This window comes from uncultured Candidatus Pelagibacter sp. (genome assembly GCF_943788075.1).
In the GTDB taxonomy this organism is placed as follows: domain Bacteria; phylum Pseudomonadota; class Alphaproteobacteria; order Pelagibacterales; family Pelagibacteraceae; genus Pelagibacter.
This window is the reverse complement of record NZ_CALSOW010000001.1, coordinates 49,872-68,571: the sequence shown is the minus strand read 5'-3', so window position 1 is coordinate 68,571 and position 18,700 is coordinate 49,872. Positions and strand designations below refer to the sequence as shown.

29 protein-coding genes and 1 riboswitch are annotated in these 18,700 nt (G+C 27.1%); of the genes, 17 read left to right on the top strand and 12 right to left on the bottom strand.

Annotation, left to right across the window (positions count from 1 at the left end):
* Positions 1-32 precede the first annotated feature (32 nt).
* The 11 genes from Q0X98_RS00435 to Q0X98_RS00385 all read left to right on the top strand — a co-directional run bounded on the left by Q0X98_RS00435 (position 33) and on the right by Q0X98_RS00385 (position 6,468).
* Positions 33-356 (top strand): hypothetical protein, encoded by a 324-nt coding sequence (locus tag Q0X98_RS00435; protein WP_297680361.1) that lies wholly within the window; start codon positions 33-35, stop codon positions 354-356.
* A gap of 239 nt (positions 357-595) precedes the next feature.
* Positions 596-850, top strand: a complete 255-nt coding sequence (locus tag Q0X98_RS00430) for an HAD hydrolase-like protein (protein ID WP_297680359.1) — start codon at positions 596-598, stop codon at positions 848-850.
* A complete protein-coding gene (locus Q0X98_RS00425; RefSeq protein ID WP_297680357.1) occupies positions 844-1,401 on the top strand; it encodes an FAD synthetase family protein in 558 nt (185 codons plus the stop codon). The genes Q0X98_RS00430 and Q0X98_RS00425 overlap by 7 nt, the downstream gene beginning before the upstream one ends.
* A gap of 19 nt (positions 1,402-1,420) precedes the next feature.
* Complete coding sequence (locus tag Q0X98_RS00420) at positions 1,421-1,555, top strand: riboflavin kinase (protein WP_297680355.1); 135 nt, start codon at positions 1,421-1,423, stop codon at positions 1,553-1,555.
* Positions 1,549-1,734, top strand: a complete 186-nt coding sequence (locus Q0X98_RS00415; RefSeq protein WP_320415255.1) for a riboflavin kinase — start codon at positions 1,549-1,551, stop codon at positions 1,732-1,734. Before Q0X98_RS00420 ends, Q0X98_RS00415 begins: the two co-directional genes overlap by 7 nt.
* A 30-nt stretch (positions 1,735-1,764) precedes the next feature.
* Positions 1,765-2,634 carry a class I tRNA ligase family protein gene (locus Q0X98_RS00410; protein ID WP_297680353.1) on the top strand — a complete coding sequence of 290 codons (870 nt, stop codon included), beginning with the start codon at positions 1,765-1,767 and terminating at the stop codon, positions 2,632-2,634.
* A 64-nt stretch (positions 2,635-2,698) separates the two neighbouring features.
* Positions 2,699-3,997 (top strand): class I tRNA ligase family protein, encoded by a 1,299-nt coding sequence (locus tag Q0X98_RS00405; protein ID WP_338140421.1) that lies wholly within the window; start codon positions 2,699-2,701, stop codon positions 3,995-3,997.
* Positions 3,960-4,382: a class I tRNA ligase family protein gene (locus Q0X98_RS00400; RefSeq protein WP_297680351.1), complete on the top strand. Its 423-nt coding sequence runs from the start codon at positions 3,960-3,962 to the stop codon at positions 4,380-4,382. The genes Q0X98_RS00405 and Q0X98_RS00400 overlap by 38 nt, the downstream gene beginning before the upstream one ends.
* A 420-nt stretch (positions 4,383-4,802) precedes the next feature.
* The gene (locus tag Q0X98_RS00395; RefSeq protein WP_297680349.1) at positions 4,803-4,994 is read left to right on the top strand and encodes a signal peptidase II; all 192 of its coding nucleotides are present in this window, start codon (positions 4,803-4,805) and stop codon (positions 4,992-4,994) included.
* On the top strand, positions 4,994-5,314 hold the full coding sequence (locus tag Q0X98_RS00390) for a DUF3035 domain-containing protein (RefSeq protein ID WP_297680347.1): 321 nt from the start codon (positions 4,994-4,996) through the stop codon (positions 5,312-5,314). The genes Q0X98_RS00395 and Q0X98_RS00390 overlap by 1 nt, the downstream gene beginning before the upstream one ends.
* Positions 5,314-6,468 carry a glucose-6-phosphate isomerase gene (locus Q0X98_RS00385; protein WP_297680345.1) on the top strand — a complete coding sequence of 385 codons (1,155 nt, stop codon included), beginning with the start codon at positions 5,314-5,316 and terminating at the stop codon, positions 6,466-6,468. Before Q0X98_RS00390 ends, Q0X98_RS00385 begins: the two co-directional genes overlap by 1 nt.
* On the opposite strand, the gene rsmD is transcribed toward Q0X98_RS00385, so the two are convergent.
* Both rsmD and purD read right to left on the bottom strand, forming a co-directional pair.
* The gene (gene rsmD / locus Q0X98_RS00380; protein ID WP_297680343.1) at positions 6,465-7,028 is read right to left on the bottom strand and encodes a 16S rRNA (guanine(966)-N(2))-methyltransferase RsmD; all 564 of its coding nucleotides are present in this window, start codon (positions 7,026-7,028) and stop codon (positions 6,465-6,467) included. The two genes, Q0X98_RS00385 and rsmD, sit on opposite strands and share 4 nt — an antisense overlap.
* Positions 7,025-8,290, bottom strand: a complete 1,266-nt coding sequence (gene purD, locus Q0X98_RS00375) for a phosphoribosylamine--glycine ligase (RefSeq protein WP_297680341.1) — start codon at positions 8,288-8,290, stop codon at positions 7,025-7,027. The genes rsmD and purD overlap by 4 nt, the downstream gene beginning before the upstream one ends.
* A gap of 23 nt (positions 8,291-8,313) precedes the next feature.
* On the opposite strand from purD, the gene Q0X98_RS00370 reads away from it, so the two are divergent.
* Positions 8,314-8,508 (top strand): DUF2093 domain-containing protein, encoded by a 195-nt coding sequence (locus Q0X98_RS00370; RefSeq protein ID WP_297680339.1) that lies wholly within the window; start codon positions 8,314-8,316, stop codon positions 8,506-8,508.
* Here Q0X98_RS00370 and Q0X98_RS00365 read toward each other — a convergent pair.
* Genes Q0X98_RS00365 through ubiA form a run of 5 tightly spaced genes read right to left on the bottom strand, consistent with a single transcriptional unit; the run spans position 8,505 to position 14,132 of the window.
* Positions 8,505-9,365, bottom strand: coding sequence for a lysophospholipid acyltransferase family protein (locus tag Q0X98_RS00365; RefSeq protein WP_297680337.1), 861 nt, complete (start codon positions 9,363-9,365; stop codon positions 8,505-8,507). The two genes, Q0X98_RS00370 and Q0X98_RS00365, sit on opposite strands and share 4 nt — an antisense overlap.
* Entirely contained in the window at positions 9,362-10,285 is a 924-nt protein-coding gene (gene lpxK, locus Q0X98_RS00360) for a tetraacyldisaccharide 4'-kinase (protein ID WP_297680335.1), read from the bottom strand. The genes Q0X98_RS00365 and lpxK overlap by 4 nt, the downstream gene beginning before the upstream one ends.
* Positions 10,282-11,520, bottom strand: a complete 1,239-nt coding sequence (locus tag Q0X98_RS00355) for a glycosyltransferase N-terminal domain-containing protein (RefSeq protein WP_297680334.1) — start codon at positions 11,518-11,520, stop codon at positions 10,282-10,284. The genes lpxK and Q0X98_RS00355 overlap by 4 nt, the downstream gene beginning before the upstream one ends.
* Positions 11,520-13,262, bottom strand: coding sequence for an ABC transporter transmembrane domain-containing protein (locus tag Q0X98_RS00350; protein ID WP_297680332.1), 1,743 nt, complete (start codon positions 13,260-13,262; stop codon positions 11,520-11,522). The genes Q0X98_RS00355 and Q0X98_RS00350 overlap by 1 nt, the downstream gene beginning before the upstream one ends.
* A gap of 3 nt (positions 13,263-13,265) precedes the next feature.
* Positions 13,266-14,132 carry a 4-hydroxybenzoate octaprenyltransferase gene (gene ubiA, locus Q0X98_RS00345; protein ID WP_297680330.1) on the bottom strand — a complete coding sequence of 289 codons (867 nt, stop codon included), beginning with the start codon at positions 14,130-14,132 and terminating at the stop codon, positions 13,266-13,268.
* Between the two features lie 49 nt (positions 14,133-14,181).
* Between ubiA and Q0X98_RS00340 the strand changes: the two genes are divergently transcribed.
* Complete coding sequence (locus Q0X98_RS00340; protein WP_297680328.1) at positions 14,182-14,586, top strand: DUF2721 domain-containing protein; 405 nt, start codon at positions 14,182-14,184, stop codon at positions 14,584-14,586.
* Here the strand turns inward: Q0X98_RS00340 and Q0X98_RS00335 are convergent.
* Genes Q0X98_RS00335 through Q0X98_RS00320 form a run of 4 tightly spaced genes read right to left on the bottom strand, consistent with a single transcriptional unit; the run spans position 14,583 to position 16,671 of the window.
* Positions 14,583-15,056 carry a zinc-binding dehydrogenase gene (locus Q0X98_RS00335; protein ID WP_297681067.1) on the bottom strand — a complete coding sequence of 158 codons (474 nt, stop codon included), beginning with the start codon at positions 15,054-15,056 and terminating at the stop codon, positions 14,583-14,585. The genes Q0X98_RS00340 and Q0X98_RS00335 overlap by 4 nt on opposite strands.
* 19 nt (positions 15,057-15,075) lie before the next feature.
* On the bottom strand, positions 15,076-15,555 hold the full coding sequence (locus Q0X98_RS00330; RefSeq protein ID WP_297680326.1) for an alcohol dehydrogenase catalytic domain-containing protein: 480 nt from the start codon (positions 15,553-15,555) through the stop codon (positions 15,076-15,078).
* Between the two features lie 3 nt (positions 15,556-15,558).
* A complete protein-coding gene (locus tag Q0X98_RS00325) occupies positions 15,559-16,395 on the bottom strand; it encodes a pirin family protein (RefSeq protein ID WP_297680324.1) in 837 nt (278 codons plus the stop codon).
* 36 nt (positions 16,396-16,431) lie between these two features.
* A complete protein-coding gene (locus Q0X98_RS00320) occupies positions 16,432-16,671 on the bottom strand; it encodes a CDGSH iron-sulfur domain-containing protein (RefSeq protein WP_297680322.1) in 240 nt (79 codons plus the stop codon).
* Between the two features lie 93 nt (positions 16,672-16,764).
* On the opposite strand from Q0X98_RS00320, the gene Q0X98_RS00315 reads away from it, so the two are divergent.
* The 4 genes from Q0X98_RS00315 to Q0X98_RS00300 all read left to right on the top strand — a co-directional run bounded on the left by Q0X98_RS00315 (position 16,765) and on the right by Q0X98_RS00300 (position 18,464).
* Complete coding sequence (locus Q0X98_RS00315; RefSeq protein WP_297680320.1) at positions 16,765-17,124, top strand: helix-turn-helix domain-containing protein; 360 nt, start codon at positions 16,765-16,767, stop codon at positions 17,122-17,124.
* A 152-nt stretch (positions 17,125-17,276) separates the two neighbouring features.
* Positions 17,277-17,341: riboswitch (SAM riboswitch) on the top strand.
* A 64-nt stretch (positions 17,342-17,405) separates the two neighbouring features.
* The gene (locus Q0X98_RS00310; protein ID WP_297680318.1) at positions 17,406-17,657 is read left to right on the top strand and encodes a homocysteine S-methyltransferase family protein; all 252 of its coding nucleotides are present in this window, start codon (positions 17,406-17,408) and stop codon (positions 17,655-17,657) included.
* A 148-nt stretch (positions 17,658-17,805) separates the two neighbouring features.
* Positions 17,806-18,330 (top strand): homocysteine S-methyltransferase family protein, encoded by a 525-nt coding sequence (locus tag Q0X98_RS00305; RefSeq protein WP_297680316.1) that lies wholly within the window; start codon positions 17,806-17,808, stop codon positions 18,328-18,330.
* Positions 18,324-18,464, top strand: a complete 141-nt coding sequence (locus Q0X98_RS00300) for a hypothetical protein (protein ID WP_297680314.1) — start codon at positions 18,324-18,326, stop codon at positions 18,462-18,464. The genes Q0X98_RS00305 and Q0X98_RS00300 overlap by 7 nt, the downstream gene beginning before the upstream one ends.
* A 2-nt stretch (positions 18,465-18,466) precedes the next feature.
* Here Q0X98_RS00300 and Q0X98_RS00295 read toward each other — a convergent pair whose 3' ends face one another.
* Positions 18,467-18,700: a hypothetical protein gene (locus Q0X98_RS00295; RefSeq protein ID WP_297681065.1), complete on the bottom strand. Its 234-nt coding sequence runs from the start codon at positions 18,698-18,700 to the stop codon at positions 18,467-18,469.

Below are 18,700 nucleotides of genomic sequence, written 5' to 3'. Positions count from 1 at the left end.
AATTAAGGATTTTATGGTTTATACCTTAAATTATGACTAAAAATTTAGATTCTGAAGGTTTGAAGTCCATAGCTGAAAATTATGATCTTTTTTATATAGATCTATGGGGAGTAATGCATAATGGCATAGAACTTCATGAAGGTGCAATTTACACTCTTAAAAAATTATTAGAGATAAATAAAAATTTTGTTTTATTAACAAATGCACCAAGACCCATTCAGCCAGTTAAAGAATTTTTAGAAAAAATGGGTATGGAGAAAAGTTTAGAAATAAAGTTTTTACTTCAGGAGAAGCAGCACTTAATTATCTTAAAAAGTTTTATCTTTAAAAAAATTTTATCATATTGGTCCACCTAGAGATTTTGATTTATTTAATGACTTTAAAGACAATAAATCCAAAGATATTAATGAAAGCCAATATCTTTTATGTACTGGTTTATTTGATGATTATGATCAGGATTTAAATTATTATAAAGATTTATTAGAAAATCATATTGATAAAAAAATGATTTGTACAAATCCAGATTTAATAGTTGATAAAGGAAATGAAAGAGAGTTGTGTGCAGGATCGGTTGCTATGGTATTTGAAAAAATGGGTGGAGAAGGTTGTTTATTTTGGTAAGCCCTATCCAGAAGTTTATAATCAATCAATAGACAATAAAAATAAAAAAATTTTATCAATTGGAGACAACCTTAATACAGATATCAAAGGTGCAAATCTTTTAAATTATGACTCTTTATTAATTTCAAATGGAGTACATAAAAATGAAATAAAAGATAATGGAATAGAAAAAGTATCAAAACAATATGAGTCAATTGTAAACTTCATGCAGTCAGATTTAAAATGGTAAGATTATATAAAAATTTTGATATTAGAAAAATCATAAGAGGATCAATAATTTTAATTGGAAATTTTGATGGAGTACATTTAGGGCATCAAAAATTATTTAAGTTAGCTAAATCATATAAAAAAAAATATAATTTAAAAATTGGTGTGATTAATTTTGATCCAATGCCAAAAATGTTTTTTAATAAATCCTTAAAAAATTTTAGATTATCTAGTATTGATCAAAAAGTAAATTTATTAAATAATCTTGGAGTTGATTTTATTGTAACAAAAAAATTTGATAAAACTTTTTCAAAAACAAAATCAATCAATTTTATAAAAAATATTTTATCAAATAAATTAAAAGCAAGATTTATATTTGTTAGTAATAATTTTAGATTTGGAAATAAAAGAGAAGGAGATGTAAAATTTTTAATTCAAAATGAAGAAAAGTATAATTATCAAGTTATTAAACCAAAACCTCTTTTGATTAATAAAAAAATAGTTTCATCTTCTTTAATTAGAAGTTATTTAGAAAAAGGTTTCTTAGAAAGAGCCAATAAATTATTAAGATAGAAAATGGTCTATTGAAGGGATGGTTCAAAAGGGCAGACAAGTTGGAAAAAAAATTGGTTTTCCAACATGTAACATAGATATTAAAGATTATGTCTTAGCTAAACCAGGCGTGTATGCAGTAAGAGTTTTAAGAAAAAATAATTTAAAATTTTAAAAGGGATAGCAAATCTTGGTTATAGACCAACATTTAATCAAAAAAAAATCTTACTAGAGGTTCATTTGTTTAATTTTTCTGGAAATCTTTATAATAAGCACTTATCAGTTGAGTTTTTAAAATTTATAAGAAAAGAGAAAAAATTTAAAAATATTAATAAGTTAAAGATCTCAAATTAAATTAGATTTAAAAATAGCAAAGAGAGCATAATGAGTAATTCACAAATTAATCTTCCAAAGACAGCTTTTTCTATGAAGGCTAATTTACCAGTAAGAGAGCCAGAAATCTTAGAATATTGGAAAAAAATTAATTTATATCAAGAGCTTAGACAATCTAGCAAAGGTAAAGAAAAGTTTGTCTTACATGATGGTCCTCCGTATGCAAATGGCAATATTCATATGGGTACTGCTTTAAATAAAATTTTAAAAGATATCATAGTTAAATTTCATCAAATGGATGGAAAAGACTCGATATATGTTCCAGGATGGGATTGTCATGGTTTACCAATTGAGTGGAAAATAGAAGAGCAATATAAAAAGAATAAAAAAAATAAAAATGAAGTTCCAATAGTTGAATTTAGAAAAGAATGCAGATCATTTGCAGAAAAATGGATTGAGGTTCACAAAGGACAATTTAAACGACTAGGTGTTATAGGTGACTGGGAAAATTATTACTCTACAATGAGTTATGATGCAGAAGCTCAAATTGTAAGAGAATTAGGAAAATTTTTAAAAGAGGGTAGTTTATACAGAGGGTTCAAACCTGTTTTGTGGTCTACAGTTGAAAAAACTGCACTTGCTGATGCAGAAGTTGAATATCAAGATCATAAATCAGATACTATCTATACATCTTTTCCAGTAAAATCTTCTAATTTAAAAGAACTTGAAGGAAGTGAGATTATCATTTGGACAACAACTCCATGGACTATACCGGCAAATAAAGCTTTAGCTTATAACGAAGCTCTTGATTATGTATTGATACAATTAAATGATGATGGTGATTTTAAAAATCGAAAGATAGTAGTAGCGGAAGCCTTATTAGATTCTGTTATAAAAGAATGTTCTAATAAAAGATTATAAAGAAATTAAAAAATTTAAAGGAAAAGATTTTAAAGACACAATCTGTAATCATCCTTTTTTCAATTTGGGATATGAATATGATATTCCAATGTTGGAGGCAAGATTTGTAACAACAGAACAAGGAACAGGTATTGTGCATTGTGCACCAAGTCATGGACCTGACGATTTTAACTTATGTTTAAACCATGGAATTAAAGCTATTGAAACAGTTGATGGTGATGGAAAATATACTAAGAACGTTCATTTATTTGAAGGCAATCATATCTTTAAAGCTAATCCAATTGTTATTGAAAAACTTAAAGAACAAAAAAAATTATTAGCAAATGGTGAGCTGACACATTCATACCCTCATTCATGGAGATCTAAGGCTCCATTGGTTCATAGAGCAACACCACAATGGTTTATATCAATGGAAAGTCATAAATTGAGAGAGACAGCTTTAAAAGCTCTAGATGAAACTACTTTTTATCCTAGCAAAGGAAAAGAAAGATTAAGATCTATGATTGAAACTAGACCTGACTGGTGTGTTTCAAGACAGAGAGTTTGGGGAGTTCCTCTTCCAATTTTTGTTAATAAAAAAACTAAAGAGATATTAGTTGATGATGAAGTTAATGAAAATATAGCAAATATATATGAAAAAGAAGGTTCTGATTGTTGGTTTTCAGATAACCCACAAAGATTTTTAGGTGAAAAATATAAGTCAGAGGATTATGAAAAGTTAAGTGATATTGTTGAAGTGTGGTTTGATAGCGGATCTACTCATTCGTTTGTTTTAGAAAAAAGAGAAGATTTGAAATGGCCAGCATCAATGTACCTAGAAGGTTCAGATCAACACAGAGGATGGTTTCATTCATCGTTACTAGAGTCTTGTGGAACAAGAGGAAAAGCACCATTTGAGTCAATTTTATCACATGGCTTTGTTGTAGATGGAAAAGGATTAAAAATGTCTAAATCTCTTGGAAATGTAATTGCTCCTGAAGATATTTTAAAAAAATATGGTGCTGATATTCTAAGAATTTGGGTAGCTTCATCAAACTATGCAGAAGATTTAAGAATTGATCATTCAATTTTAGATCAACATGCCGACTCTTATAGAAAAATTAGAAATACTTTTAGATATTTACTTGGAAATCTTAATGATAATTTTGAAGAAATTAATTTAGAAAAAATAAATTTATCTGAACTACCTGAATTAGAACAATTTATGCTTCATAAAATTTATTCTTTAAATGAAAATTTTAAAAATTATTTTAATAATTATGATTTTCATAATCTATACAAAGAGTTACTAAATTTTTGTACTGTGGATTTATCAGCATTTTATTTTGATATTCGAAAAGACTACTTTATATTGCGATTCTAAAGAAACTAATAAAAGAAAATCCACAATTATTTTGCTAAATATTATTCTAAACTCATTATTGAAATGGTTTGCTCCAATTCTTTCATTTACTACAGAAGAAATATATAGATTAATATTAAATGATAATAAAAGCATTCATTTAACAAAATTTATAGAATTTCCAAAAAGTTTTAATAATGAAAATTTAAATCAAAAATGGTTAGAGCTTATTAAAATCAGAAATGTTTGTAATATCAGTATTGAGGAAAAAAGAGCAAGTAAAGAAATTGGATCAAGTTTAGAGGCAAGCTTAAAAATCAATTTAGATAAAAAACTAAATGACATTTCAAAAGATGTAGATTTTTCAGAACTTTGTATCACTTCAAGTGCAGAAGTTTTTATTTAGAAAATTCTGAAATAAAAGTTCAAACTACGAAGGCCGAAGGTTCAAAATGTCAAGTATGCTGGAAAATTACCAGGAATGCTTGTTCAAGAAAAACTTGCCCAAAACACTCTGAATGATATTTAAATTTTTAAGTAAAAATTTTTATATTAGTTTTTCGATAGTATCTTTAATATATTTTTTAGATAGGCTATCAAAAATATACGTTATTCAATTAGATAAGAATAATCTTGGATCAGACATCTTCAATTCTGCTTATTTAAATATTGTGTTAATTTGGAATAAAGGAATTGCCTTTGGACTGCTCTCATTTAATGAATCACACTTTATATAATATATTAAGCTTAATAATTTCAATAATAGTTGTGATATTAGTTATAATGTCGCTTAAAAAGTCATGGTTTTAAAAGATATTCGTTGTTAATGATAGTTGGGGGAGCGCTAGGTAATTTGCATGATAGAATTTTTTTTAATGCAGTACCTGATTTTATAGATTTTCATGTAGGAAATTTTCATTGGTTTATTTTTAATGTATCAGATATATTTATTACATTAGGTGTGATTGGCATGATTGTTTTAGAATTAGTAGAAAACAAAACTGAAAAAACAAAATAATGATGAAAAATATCAAGTTTTTAATTTTAATGATTTTAGGTACTATTATCCTTTCAAATTGTGGTTTAATGCAGCAAGCATTTGACCCACAGAATAAAAATACATCTGAAGAATTTTTAATTGAAAAAAAATCTCCTCTTTCTATGCCCCCAAGCTTTGAAGAATTGCCTGTTCCATCAAACGAAAAAATAGATCAAGAAAGTCAAATTAATAATATCGAGTCATTAATTACTGAAAACAATAATAATGAAAAATTAGAAACCACTGATTCCGATAAAGATTTTGAGCAGTCAATACTTGATAAAATTAAAGATAATTAATGCTCACTCAAAATATAAGTTTTAAAAACTTTTTAATAAAAAAAAAAATATTATTCACAAAAAAAAACTTAAACTTAATTTTAAATGAAAAAAACCAATTAATTCGTTCACTTTCAAAATCTTATAAAGATAGCTTCAGTAAAAAAAATACAAAACATTTTAATAAAAAATTTGACTATCGAATCATAGGAATGGGAGGATCTACTCTTGGAGCTCAAGCAATTTATGATTTTTTAAAAAAAAAAATAAAAAAAAAATTCACATTTGTTGATAATTTAAATGCTTTTGAAAATAAAAAGATAAATAAGAATCTTAATAATTTAATTATATCAAAATCAGGAAATACAACTGAAACTATTGTAAATGCAAATATTTTAATCAAAAAGAAAGATAAAAATTTATTTATAACAGAAAAAAAAAAAAGTTATTTGAGTTTACTTGCACAAAAATTAAAAGCAGAGGTTGTCGATCATAATAATTATATAGGAGGAAGGTATTCTGTTTTGTCTGAGGTTGGTATGCTACCGGCAGAATTAATGGGGCTAAACTATAAAGACTTCAGACAATTAAATGATTTAGTTAAAAATAAAATTTTTATGAAGCAATTAATTTCGAATGTAGATGCTACAATTTTTTTTTTAAAATCTAAAAAGTTTAATTCGATTGTTATTAATTATGATGAGCAATCAACTAATTTATTTAATTGGTACCAACAATTAGTAGCTGAAAGCCTTGGTAAAGACAAAAAAGGTATACTTCCTGTTATTTCTGTAATGCCAAAAGATAATCATAGCGTGATGCAATTATATCTAGATGGTTTTAAGAATAATTTTTTTACATTTTTTTATTCACATGAAAATAACTCTCCCAAAATGAATAATGAAACAATTTTGTTAGAGCAAAAGTATTTAAAAAATAAAGACATTAACCAAATTATGTATGCTCAAAAAAAAGCTACAGAAACTGTTTTTAAAAATAAAAATATTCCATTTAGGAGTTTTGAAGTTAGAAAAAGAGATGAAAAAACACTAGGAGAGCTTTTTTGCTTTTTTATACTTGAAACAATATTAATTGGTAAAGCTCTAAAGATTAATCCATTTGATCAACCAGCTGTAGAACTTATAAAAAAAGAAACTAAGAAAATTCTGCTCTAAAAGTAAGATCCAAATATAACCTTCGAAATACCATATTTTTTTTCATCAATTAATTGAAAATTTTTTGGAAATTCATCAATTTCTTTTTTATGTCTATGAATAATAATTATACCATTATCTTTAAGTATTCTATTTTCAATTATTGTATTAAGAATATTTTCTAAAGCCTTTTCTTTGTAGGGTGGATCTAAAAAAATTATATCATATCTTAATTTTAGACTTTTAAACTCAAACTTATTTAGAATATCATTTTCAATAATTTCATAATTAATTTCTGATTTTAAATTATTAATATTTTTTTTGAGAATGGGCAAAACACCCTCGTACTTTTCTATAAATGTCACATGACCTGCTCCTAGAGAGAGACACTCAATACCAAAAGAACCTACTCCAGAAAATAGGTCTAAAACGTATGCTTTTTTTATTTCAATCGAAAACTTGTTTGAATGATTAATTATGTTGAATATAGATTCTTTTGTAAGATCTTTTAAAGGCCTAGTTTCTTTATCCTTGGGTTCAAGTAGTTTTTTCCCCTTGAATTTTCCACCTATGATTCTCATTTATCAATAACTTTAAAACCAATATCTCCTCTATAAAACCCACCATCCCAATCTAATTTTTTTATACATTGGTGCACATCATCCCTAGCTTGTAAAAAATCATCAGAGAGAGAAATAAAATTTAGCACACGTCCACCAATAGCATATATTTTTTCATTTTCCTTTTTAGTTCCAGCATGAAATATAAAATTGTTTTCATCTAGAGTAAAATTTTCAAGATTATTTATTAAGATATTCTTTTGATAGGTATCTGGATATCCTTTTGAACACAACACAACACATAAACTTTTTTTATTAGTCCACTCAATATTTATATCTTCAAGTTTTTTATTACAACAAGCCTCAATTATTTCCACTAAATCAGTTTTTAGTTTAGGAAGAATAGTTTGACATTCAGGATCGCCCATTCGAACATTATATTCGATTAGATAAGGTTCATTTTCAACAATCATTAAACCAGCATATAAAAAACCCTTATATTCAGTTCCAAGATTTGAAAGTCCTTTAAGAGTAGGTTTAATAATTTTACTTAAAATTTTATCTTCTAAATCATTACTTATTAATCGAGAAGGTGAGTAGGCGCCCATACCACCAGTATTTTTACCATTATCTCCTTCAAGAACTCTTTTATGATCTTGTGCAGTTTCAAAGCTTTTAATAGTGGTCCCATCACTAATTATAAAATAACTCATCTCTTCACCTTTTAGAAATTCTTCTATAAGAACATTTTTAGCTTCTCCAAATTTTCCATCAAATATTTCCTCGACTGCCATGAAACTTTCTTGTTCGTTATTGCAAATATATACCCCTTTACCTGCAGCAAGGTTGTCTGCTTTAATCACATTTGGATATTTTGTATTTTCTAAAAATTTTTTTGCATCAATTTTATTTTCAAAAATGCCAAAATTGGCAGTTGGAATATTATATTCTTTACAAAGTTTTTTAGTAAAAATTTTAGAACCCTCTAGTTGAGAAGCAATTCTGTTAGGTCCAAATACTTTTATGTCAAACTTTTCTAAATAGTCTACAATACCATTCACCAAAGGTTGTTCAGGACCAACAACTACTAAATCTATAGAATTGTCTTTAATAAATTTATGTAATTTATCAAATTCATTAATATCCATTTCAATGTTGGTTGCAATTTTTGAAGTTCCAGCATTTCCAGGGATACAAAAAATTTCATTTATAACTGAAGATTTAGATACTGTTGCTGTTATTGCGTGTTCTCTGCCACCACTCCCTATAATTGCAATTTTCATATTAATATTTATATATCTTATAAATGAAAAATAAATTAGCTAAATTAAAATATATGCCCAATAATTTTAAAATTATTGAAGAAGGTGACCATGTAATTTGTGCTATCTCAAAAAAAATAATTCCTTTGGAAAATTTAAATTATTGGAATGTTGAGAAGCAAGAGGCTTATTTTTCTTATGTTGAGTCTTCTATTAAAAGAGAAAAAGACAATAATTAACTTTTCCATCGATCATGCGTCCAAATCCATTGATCAACATTTTTTAAAATCATCTTTTCGAGAACTTGATTTAGAAACTCAGTAATTTGTTGGATCGATTTCGTTTTACCTACTTTGATTGGTTTTGAGATATAAATTTTAAAGTAATTTGATTTTTTTCTCTCTATATAGATAGGTACCAATTCGCAATTATATTTTTTTACTAGTTGAGCAGGGATAGTTGTAGTTGTTGCCAAATTATTAAAAAATTTTACTTTTTCACCTTCTCTCACTCTTTGATCTATCATTAAAGCTATTGATTTACCTTCAATCAATTTTTTAATTATTTCACGGCTACCAGCTCGACCTTTTTTAATTTGGTTTTTACAAATATATTCTTTTCTAATTTGTTCCATCGTTTTATTCAAAAAAATATTATTTAAAGGCCTATAGATAGCAGCAAGGTCAATTCCTGCTTTTTCAATTTCCATTGCCATGAGTTCAAAATTATTAAAATGACCTGAAATAAACACTGCCTTTTTATTATTTTTTTTTAAATTTTCTAAATGTTCTAAACCATCTATCGACACATATTTTTTTAATTCATCATTTCTAAATTTTTTTAAATAGACGTATTCAGCAAAAATCCTTCCATAATTACCGAGTACATTAGAAGCTATTTGAGATGGATTATCAGAGTGTTTAATATTTGCTTTTTTAATATTTTGAATGATTATTTTCTTTGATCTAAATATTGGACCTATTGTTCTTCCAATAAAAAAACCTAAATTAGATGAAAGTCGATATCCTATTAGTTGAAAAAAAAAGAATAAAATTTTGATTAATATGAACTCTAAAAAATAAGCTATTTTCTTCATAATTTTGATATTAGAATTTTTTTTAATTTCTCTTTATCTTTAATTTCTAACTTAATTTTCAAAAATTTAATATTTTTTCTTTGAGCTTTATTTAATCGAAAAAAATCTTTTTCTGTTGTTACTAACGTTAAATTATCTCTGCTAGCGTTATATTTTAATTTTTTTAGATCAATATTTGAAAATTTATGATGATCAGGAAAAATTATTTTTTTACTAATATTAAATTTAGATTTAACTAAAGTTTGTTCAAACTCATGTGGATTTCCTATACCACAAAACATTAAATATTTTTTTCTCAAATTAAATTTTTTTAAATTTAATGGTTTATATTTTCCTTCAAATATTTGTAAATTTTTATTAATAGATTTTAATTTTAATAAAAGTTTTTTATTTTTTTTTTCTCCACTTAAGAAGATTAAATCATAATTTTTTATTACATTTAAATTTTCTCTTAAGGGTCCTGCTGGAAGCATATACTCATTTCCGAGTGCATATTTAGAATTAAAACATGCAATCTTTAAATCATAATTGATGTTTTTTTGTTGTAAACCGTCATCTAGAATTGCTACTTGATATTTTTTTTTTGAAGCAGCTGAAAGTGCATTTTCTCTTTTACTCGATGATATAATTTTACCTCTATTTTTTAATAAATTCATTTCATCCATCTGATTTTCATAATTTTTTTTTATGAATACTGTCCTAAATTTTTTTCTAAGAAGTTCGTTTATTTCTATTGCTAATGACGTTTTGCCTGTTCCACCAATAAATATATTGCCAATACATATTGTTTTAATTTCGAAGGTTTTTTTTATAGAAAATTTTTTTATAGAATTAATTAAAAAAGTGATAGCTGAAAAAGGATAAAGTATTAATGAAATAAAATTTTTTGTTTCCCAAAATTTAGGTTTTATTAATTTCATATTAAGTATTTATTTATATAAAATAAATTTTTTTCAAGAACATCATTTCCTATTTTAATAATTTTTTTTATATTTTTATTTGGGGTTTTGTTTTTTAATTTTTTTAATATTAAATTTTCCATTTTTAAAATATCAGAAGAAAATGATGACATTTTAAGATTATTTAAAAAAGCATATATTTCTTTGAAGTTTTTAACATTAGGCCCACTAATTATATAATTTCCTAATCTTGCAGGCTCAAGAGGATTTTGACCACCATGTTTTATTATTGATCCACCTACAAAAGATACATTTGTTAAATTGTAAAATTTAGAAGACTCACCATAGCTATCGACCAGATATATATCAGTATTTTTCTGAATTTTTTGATTTGAAGAATGTGAAATGCAACTAAGATTGAGTTTATTTAAAGCCTCTTTAATTTCATTGGTTCTACTAATATGCCTCGGAATTATTATTGTAATTAATCTTTTTTCTTTCTTTTTAAGTTTCTTGTGTAATTTTCCAATTAATATTTCTTCATTGTAGTGAGTGCTAGCAGCACACCAAACCTTAAAGTCTCTGAATTTATTTTCTAATAATTTGGTTACATGATCTTGATTATTTTTTTGACCATAATATTTCAAATTACCTGCTATCTTAATATTTTTAACTTTTAATAATTTTAAATATTTTAAGGTTTCTAAGTTTTGGGGTAATGCTAACGATATTCCCCCAAATACTTTTTTAGCAAATTTTGGAAAAATCTGCCATTTGTTAAAACTACGTTCTGTAATTCTCGCATTCATAATTATGATTGGAATATCTTTCAAATATAAATTCTTAAACATATTAGGCCATATTTCTGAATCTATAAAAATTGCAAGTTTAGGTTGCCAATAATTAATAAATCTCTTTACTATATAATTATTATCTAATGGAAAATATACATGTGATGTTTTTTTTAACTTTAGTTTGTTAAAAATTTTTGCTGAACTAGTAGTTGATGTTGATAGCAAAATATTTTTTATTTTGCTATTTTTTTCTAATTTTCTTATAATTGGGATAATACTCATCAGTTCACCAACACTTGCTGCATGTATCCAAACTTTTTTATTATTTTTTTTTTGAGAATAAATACTAAATTTTTCTCCAACTCTTTTTAAATCTTCCTTACCTTTTAATATTCGGTAAATAATGATTATAGGTGATATGATGATAGCTAGAGTTGTAAGTATATTGTAAAAAAAATACATTAATGCTCTTTAATTTGTCGTTCATAAAAATTCTTGTAAACTTTTGAGTTTATTAAAAGTGTTTCATGATTTCCTGAGTCAATTATTTTACCATTATCGACGACATATATTTTGTCCGAGTTAAGAATTGTTGATAGTCTGTGAGCAATTACAATTGTAGTTTTGTTTAAAGTTAATTGACCTAGCGCTTGTTGAATCTTGTCTTCAGTTTCGGAGTCTAAAGATGATGTGGCTTCATCCAATAATATTATTTTACTTTTTTTTAGAAAAGCTCTTGCTATTGACAGTCTTTGTTTTTCTCCGCCAGATAATTTTACTCCATTCTCTCCAATCATAGTTTGATATTTGTTCTCTAAATTGTTAATGAATTCACTGCACATTGATTGTTCTGCTGCTTTATACACTTCTTCGTTAGTTGCTTCTGGTCTAGCGTATTTAATGTTATTTAAAACTGTATCGTCAAATAAAGTAGTATTTTGGTCAACAATTGATATTTGGTTTCTTAAGGACGCTAAATTAAATTTTGATATATCTTGATCATCTAAATGAATAATACCATCAGTTGGAGCATAAATTCTTGGTATCATGTTTAATAATGTTGATTTACCTGATCCACTATGACCAACCAATGCTGTCATTTTACCACCAGTAAAATTTGCATTAACATTTTGAAGGACTTTGTTCTCCGGATTAGATTTATATGTGAAGTCAACATTTTCAAAAATTATATTTCCCTCTGAAATATTAAATTTATCCTTATCTTCATTTAAATTAATTTCATTATTAATATCTATAATAGGAAGAATTCTGTTAGCAGCTGCCAAACCTTGTTCAATTGCAACATTGACTTTAGTAAGTGTTTTTACAGGCTGATAGGCCAGCATCATAGCAGCAAGAAATGAAAAAAAATTATTTATAGCTAACTCACCACTAATAATTAATTTTCCAGAATAAAATATCAAAATAGCAATCATTATACCTGTTAATATTTCCATCACAGGTGTAGATCTAATATAAACAGCTGAAATTTTTGCTGACTTTTCTTTTAAATCATTAACAAATTTTTCAGACCTCATATTTTCAAAATTTTCTCTTTGAAAAATTTTTATAATTTTATGATTTTTAAAAAGATCAATTAAATATCTATTTAAATCCCCTGACTTTTCTTGTGCTTGAGTTGAAATTTTGCTCATTCTTTTCCCCACAATTTTTGCAGTGATTGAAGCTAGTGGAATCATAATAATTGCTATTAATGATAGTTTCCAGTTTTGGAAAAACATTACACAAAGTAAACCTATTAATGTAAGACTGTCTTTAAAAATACTTAAAAATGCATCTGCCAACATTTTAGTTATTTGATCAACGTCAAAATTTAAATTTGAGATATATTTACCCGAATGATTACTTTCGATAATTTCAGTATCTGCTTTAATGAAAGATGTTAGCATGTCTGTTTGTAAATTTTTTTTTACTTCTTCTGAAACATTAATCATAAGAAGTTTTGCCACATACAGAGAAATACCTTTGGCGGCAAAAGCAAAAATAATTGCAATTGGAATAAGGATAATCAAAGTTTGATCTTTGTTAATGAATATTTTTTCTATTGCTGGATCTAAGAGCCAAGCAGTTGAAGAAGTACTTATGGCAACAACAATTGAAAATAAAGCAGCTAATAAGATTTTACCAATAAATTTTTTTGTATACTGTTGATAAAGTCTTTTAAAAATTTTTGCTTTCATCATTTTCTATATTAATTTCCCAATAAGAATATTGATAAAAACTATAAGCCCTAAAAAATTATTACTTTTGAATTTAGATAAACAATCAATCGATTGATTGATATTTAGTTTTTTCACCTGAAATACTAGTAAATGTAAAATGGGGATAATCATAAATAAGAAATAATAAATTTTAAATTTCATTAATATTCCTACTAAAAATAAAGATGAGATAAATAAACAGTACGAAATAAACAAAAATTTTTTTGGATCATTTTTAAATTTTATTGAAGTTGATTTTACACCTATAATTTCATCATCTTTAATATCTTGAAATCCATAAATTGTGTCGTAGCCTAGTGTCCAAAATATGGCTCCTAGGTAGAATATAAATGGAATTATTGAAACAGCATTTGCAATTGAAATCCAAGCTAAAATTAATCCATAATTAAATGTAATACCTAGAAATAATTGAGGCCAATAAGTAATTCTTTTCATTAATGGATAAGTAAAAGCTAAGGGCATTGAAATTAAAGCCATCAAAATCACAAAATCATTAAAATTAATTAATACTAAAAAAGCAATACCACATAAAAGTAATGCATAAGCAGATGCAAGTTTTATAGATACCTTGCCTGAAGCGATGGGTCTATTTTTAGTTCTTTCAACTTTTTTATCAAAATTTTTATCTGCTATGTCGTTCACAATGCACCCAGCAGATCGCATTAGTATTGAGCCAGAGAAAAAAAGTGCAGAATAAAAAAAATAATTTATTAAATCTGAATTAAAATCATAAACTATTGTAAGTCCCCATAAGCATGGCCAAAACAAAAGCATAAAGCCAATTGGTCTTTTTAATCTTGTAAGTTCAATAAATAACTTTATTTGGTTCATAATTTACTTGTAAATAACAAAGGCTAGATTCATAATCAAACTGATTCGCATGAATATAGATTACACAGTCACAGCCCTTATGTTTCCAGCCATTCCCTTGCTAATGAGCATCTATAGTAATAGATTTCATTCTCTTAGTAAGCTTATTAGAGAGCTTCATGATGAGCATGTTTATGAAAATCATGTTCCCAATGAATGGAAAAAACAATTTATAAATTTGAGTGGACGAATTACTCTTCTTAGATGGACAATCATGTTTGGTGCGTTTGGATTTTTGTTTAATATGATGACCGTACTAGGTCTTTATCTAAATGAAATATTTATTGCTAGATTAATTTTTGGTTCTTGTTGTTTATCCATGATTATTTCAATTTTATTTTTTATCAGAGAAATTCATATCTCAACTAATGCACTTAAACTGCATATGGCTGATATGGATGTAAAACTTGATTAAGGAAGTATAACTGCAGGGCCTAAAATTTTTCTACCCTCTAAATCTTTATGAGCCTCAATAACCTGATCTAATTTATATTTTTTAAATATATTAATTTTAACTTTTCCAGATCTGATTTTTTCAAACATGATTTCTGATGCTTCATCAAGCTCTTCTTTTGTAGATAAGTATTGCTGCATGGCAGGTCTTACAAGATACAAGCCTTTTGGTTGGAGCATTTTAGGAACATTAATATCTGATAATGGTCCTGAAGCATTTCCAAATGAAACCATCATTCCTCTTATCGCTAAACATTCAATTGATCCATCTAAAGTATCTTTACCAACACCATCGTAAACTACTGGAACACCTTTGCCATCTGTAATCTCTAAAACTTTTTTAGCAAAATCTTCTTTATTATAATTAATTACATGATCGTAACCATTCTCTTTTGCAACATTAATTTTTTCATCTGATCCAACAGTTCCTATTACAGTGCACCCTAAACTTTTAGCCCACTGACCAAATATTTGACCAACACCTCCAGCTGCTGCATGATATAAGAATTGTCTGTCCTGATTTTACAGGAAATGTCTTGTGCAATAGATAAAAGGTAGTTAAACCTTTTGTCATTAAAGTTGCTGCAACCTCAAGATCAATACTATCTGGAACTTTTACAAGATTTTTTGTTGGATAATTTCTGTGTGTTGAATAAGAACCTAATGGAATACCAGCGTAAGAAACTTTGTCACCAATTTTAAAATCTTTTACACTCTCTCCGACATCAGTAATAATACCAGCACCTTCTAAACCTAAACCAATTGGTAGTTTTAATGGGTACAAACCTGATCTATGGTAAGTGTCTATATAATTAAGACCAATAGCTTTTTGTTCAATTGTTACTTCGTTAGGCTCTGGTTTATCTAAAGTAATATCTTTAAGTTGCAAAACTTCAGGTCCACCTGTTTTATTAATTTCTACAGCTTTCATAATTTATTTAACAAATGTATCATTATGATAATCTTGAACTGCTTGCAAGATCTCAGCTTTAGTATTCATTACAAATGGCCCGCCTCTTGCAATTTCTTCGTTAATTGGCTTCCCGGAAATCAGTAAAAATTTTGCATCCGATTTAGCTTTTACAGTTAAATCTTCACCTCTAGTTAATAATATCAAGGTGCTATCTTTAACACTGTCATGTTCATTATTACCAACTTCAATTTCACCATTAATTAAATAAATAAAAGTATTATGAGTAGATGGTAATTTAAAGTTAAACTTTTTGTCTTTATTTAATTCAACATCAAAATAAACTGGCTCAACGTTATGACCCTTAACAGGACCTTCGGCATTTTCAAATTTACCAGCTATGACTTTAATTTTTTTGTCTTCATCTTCATGAACACTCATTTTATCTGCATCAATATAAATATATTCAGGTTTACTCATTTTTAATTTAGCAGGCATGTTTACCCATAATTGAAAACCATGAAGCTTACCTTCTTTCATTGCTGGCATTTCAGAATGAATTATTCCACTTCCTGTTTTCATCCACTGAACATCACCTGCAGACATTCTACCTTCACCACCAGTACTATCTTTATGTTCAAAATCTCCAGCAAGCATATAGGTTACTGTTTCAATTCCTCTGTGAGGGTGGGGTGGAAAACCTGCAATATAATCTTCACTATTTTCTGATCCAAATTCATCTAACATTAAAAATGGATCAAAGTAATTTGGCTCAACACCAATACTTCTTTTTAGTTTTACCCCAGCACCATCTGATGCTGGAATAGGGTCTATGATTTTACTTACTTCAATATTATTCATAGACTGAAAGTAGTTAATATATTTTTAATTTCAATGTTACTTTTTGTTGTGTGAACCATCACAAAATGGTGCATTGTTAGTTTGTTTGCATGCACAAAAAAACATTTTTTTTGTTTCTTCTGCTTTGTATGCAACTGGAGTAAACTCAGTTCCTTTATGTGATCCATCACAAAATGGTTGTTTTTTTGATTGTCCACATGAACACCAATAATAAGATTTATCTTTTTCAACTTCCACAGCAAGTGGTCCTTCCCCAGCTTTTTGGCCTTTAGTCATTTTTACCTTTCGATTAATTTGACTTGTATCTAATACTTTGTTATAGATTGCGCAAGAACGCAAAATAATCATACTAGTATATAGAATCATACCATGAAAAACTTAATAGAATGTCCAGCAGAAAGAGCAATTTACTTTTTAGGAGGTAAATGGAAAATTAGAATTTTGTTTACTTTATTTAATAATAAAAAAGTTAGATTTAATGTTCTTAAGAAAGGTTTAAAAACTATAACTCAGCAAATGTTATCTAAACAACTAAAAGAATTAGAAACTGATGGTATTGTTAATAGAAAAGTTCATAAAGTAGTGCCTCCAAAAGTAGAGTATTCACTTACTGAATTTGGCTTATCAGTAATTCCTATTTTAAAATCTTTTTCAGATTGGAATAGAAGAAATACAAGAACTATTGCATTAAAACTCAATAAAAACTTTGAAGAAAACAGATTAAGATAAAATTTATTCTTTTGACAGTCTAATTGATTTATGGTTAAATTGTTTAGCGCTGATTTAAGTTAAATTGCAGAGCGCTTTAATAAATCCTGCTAAAGCGACGAACACTTCAACCACCGCTTTAGCCGGTGGTTTTTTTTTGAAATTTTCTCAAAACTAAAACCGGGTATTTGAACCTTATTGTGCACCCAGCATTTGCTTAAGCACTAAAAAGGAGAGAAGAACTAATTTTTTATCCTCTTAGTTTTAAATTAGTTTCTTTTCTCCATTAACTTGGAGAAAAAATGACAAAAAATATACTTAATGAAAGATTGGATAAAGGACCTGTAATTTGTGCTGAAGGTTTTTTATTTGAAATTGAAAGACGAGGATACATGGCATCTGGTGAATTTGTGCCAATGGTTTCTCTAGATCATCCAGAGGTTCTTGAAAATTTACATAGAGAATTTCAACATGCAGGATCAGATATAGTTGAAGCATTTACTTATAATGGTCATAGAGAAAAGATGAGAGTTATAGGTAAAGAAGATTATTAGAACCACTGAATAGATCTGCTTTAAAAATAGCAAAAAAAGTTGCTTTAGATACGCCTAAAGGATCTCAGCCAAATTTAATGGCAGGAAATATTTCTAACTCAACATTTGGAAAGAAGATGATAAGCAAGCTCAAAAAGAAGTTGAAAGCATGTTTTCAGAAATGATTGGTTGGGCTGTTGATGAAGGTGCAGATATGTTAATTGGTGAAACTTTTTATTATGCTGAAGAGGCTTTTAAGGCTCTTGAAGTCATGAAAAAAGCTAATCTTCCAACAGTGCTAACCATATCTCCAATGGGTGAAAATAAAATGAGAGATGGCATGTCAGTAGTTGATACATGTAAAGAGTTGGAGCAAAGAGGAGCAGATGTAGTTGGTTTAAATTGTTTTAGAGGTCCAGCAACAATGTTGCCATTCTTAAAAGAGATTAGAAAAGCAGTTAAATGTCATGTTGGTGCTTTACCAATTCCATATAGAACAAATGAAAAGTTTCCAACTTTTTTTAATTTACCTGATAGAGATGATTGTGGTTGTCCTTCGCCGCATGGAAGAACATTTCCAACAGCTCTAGATCCACATTTTTGTAATAGATATGAAATAGGTCAATTTGCAAAATGGTCAAATATTTTAGGCATACATATCTTGGTGTTTGTTGTGGTGCTAACCCAATGTTAATAAGAGAAGTAGCAGAGTCCGTTGGTCTAAAAGTGCCTGCAAGTAAATACAGAGAGAACATGGAAAATCATTTTATGTATGGAAAAAATAAAAGAATTCCAAAACATATGACGGACTATGGAGACAAGGCTTAATTTTAATTAGAATTTATATTGGGTAGCAGATCTTTTAAGTTTTTGATTTCTAACTTTGGTTTGTAATCAAGATTATCAAAAATATTATTATTTCTGTTTACCCAAATAGAATTATAACCATAATTTCCACCACCTGATACATCCCAAGTGTTAGCACTTAAAAAAGCAACTTCATTTTTTTGAATATTATATTTTTTAATTGGCATATCGTAAACTTTAGAGTCTGGTTTATAAAT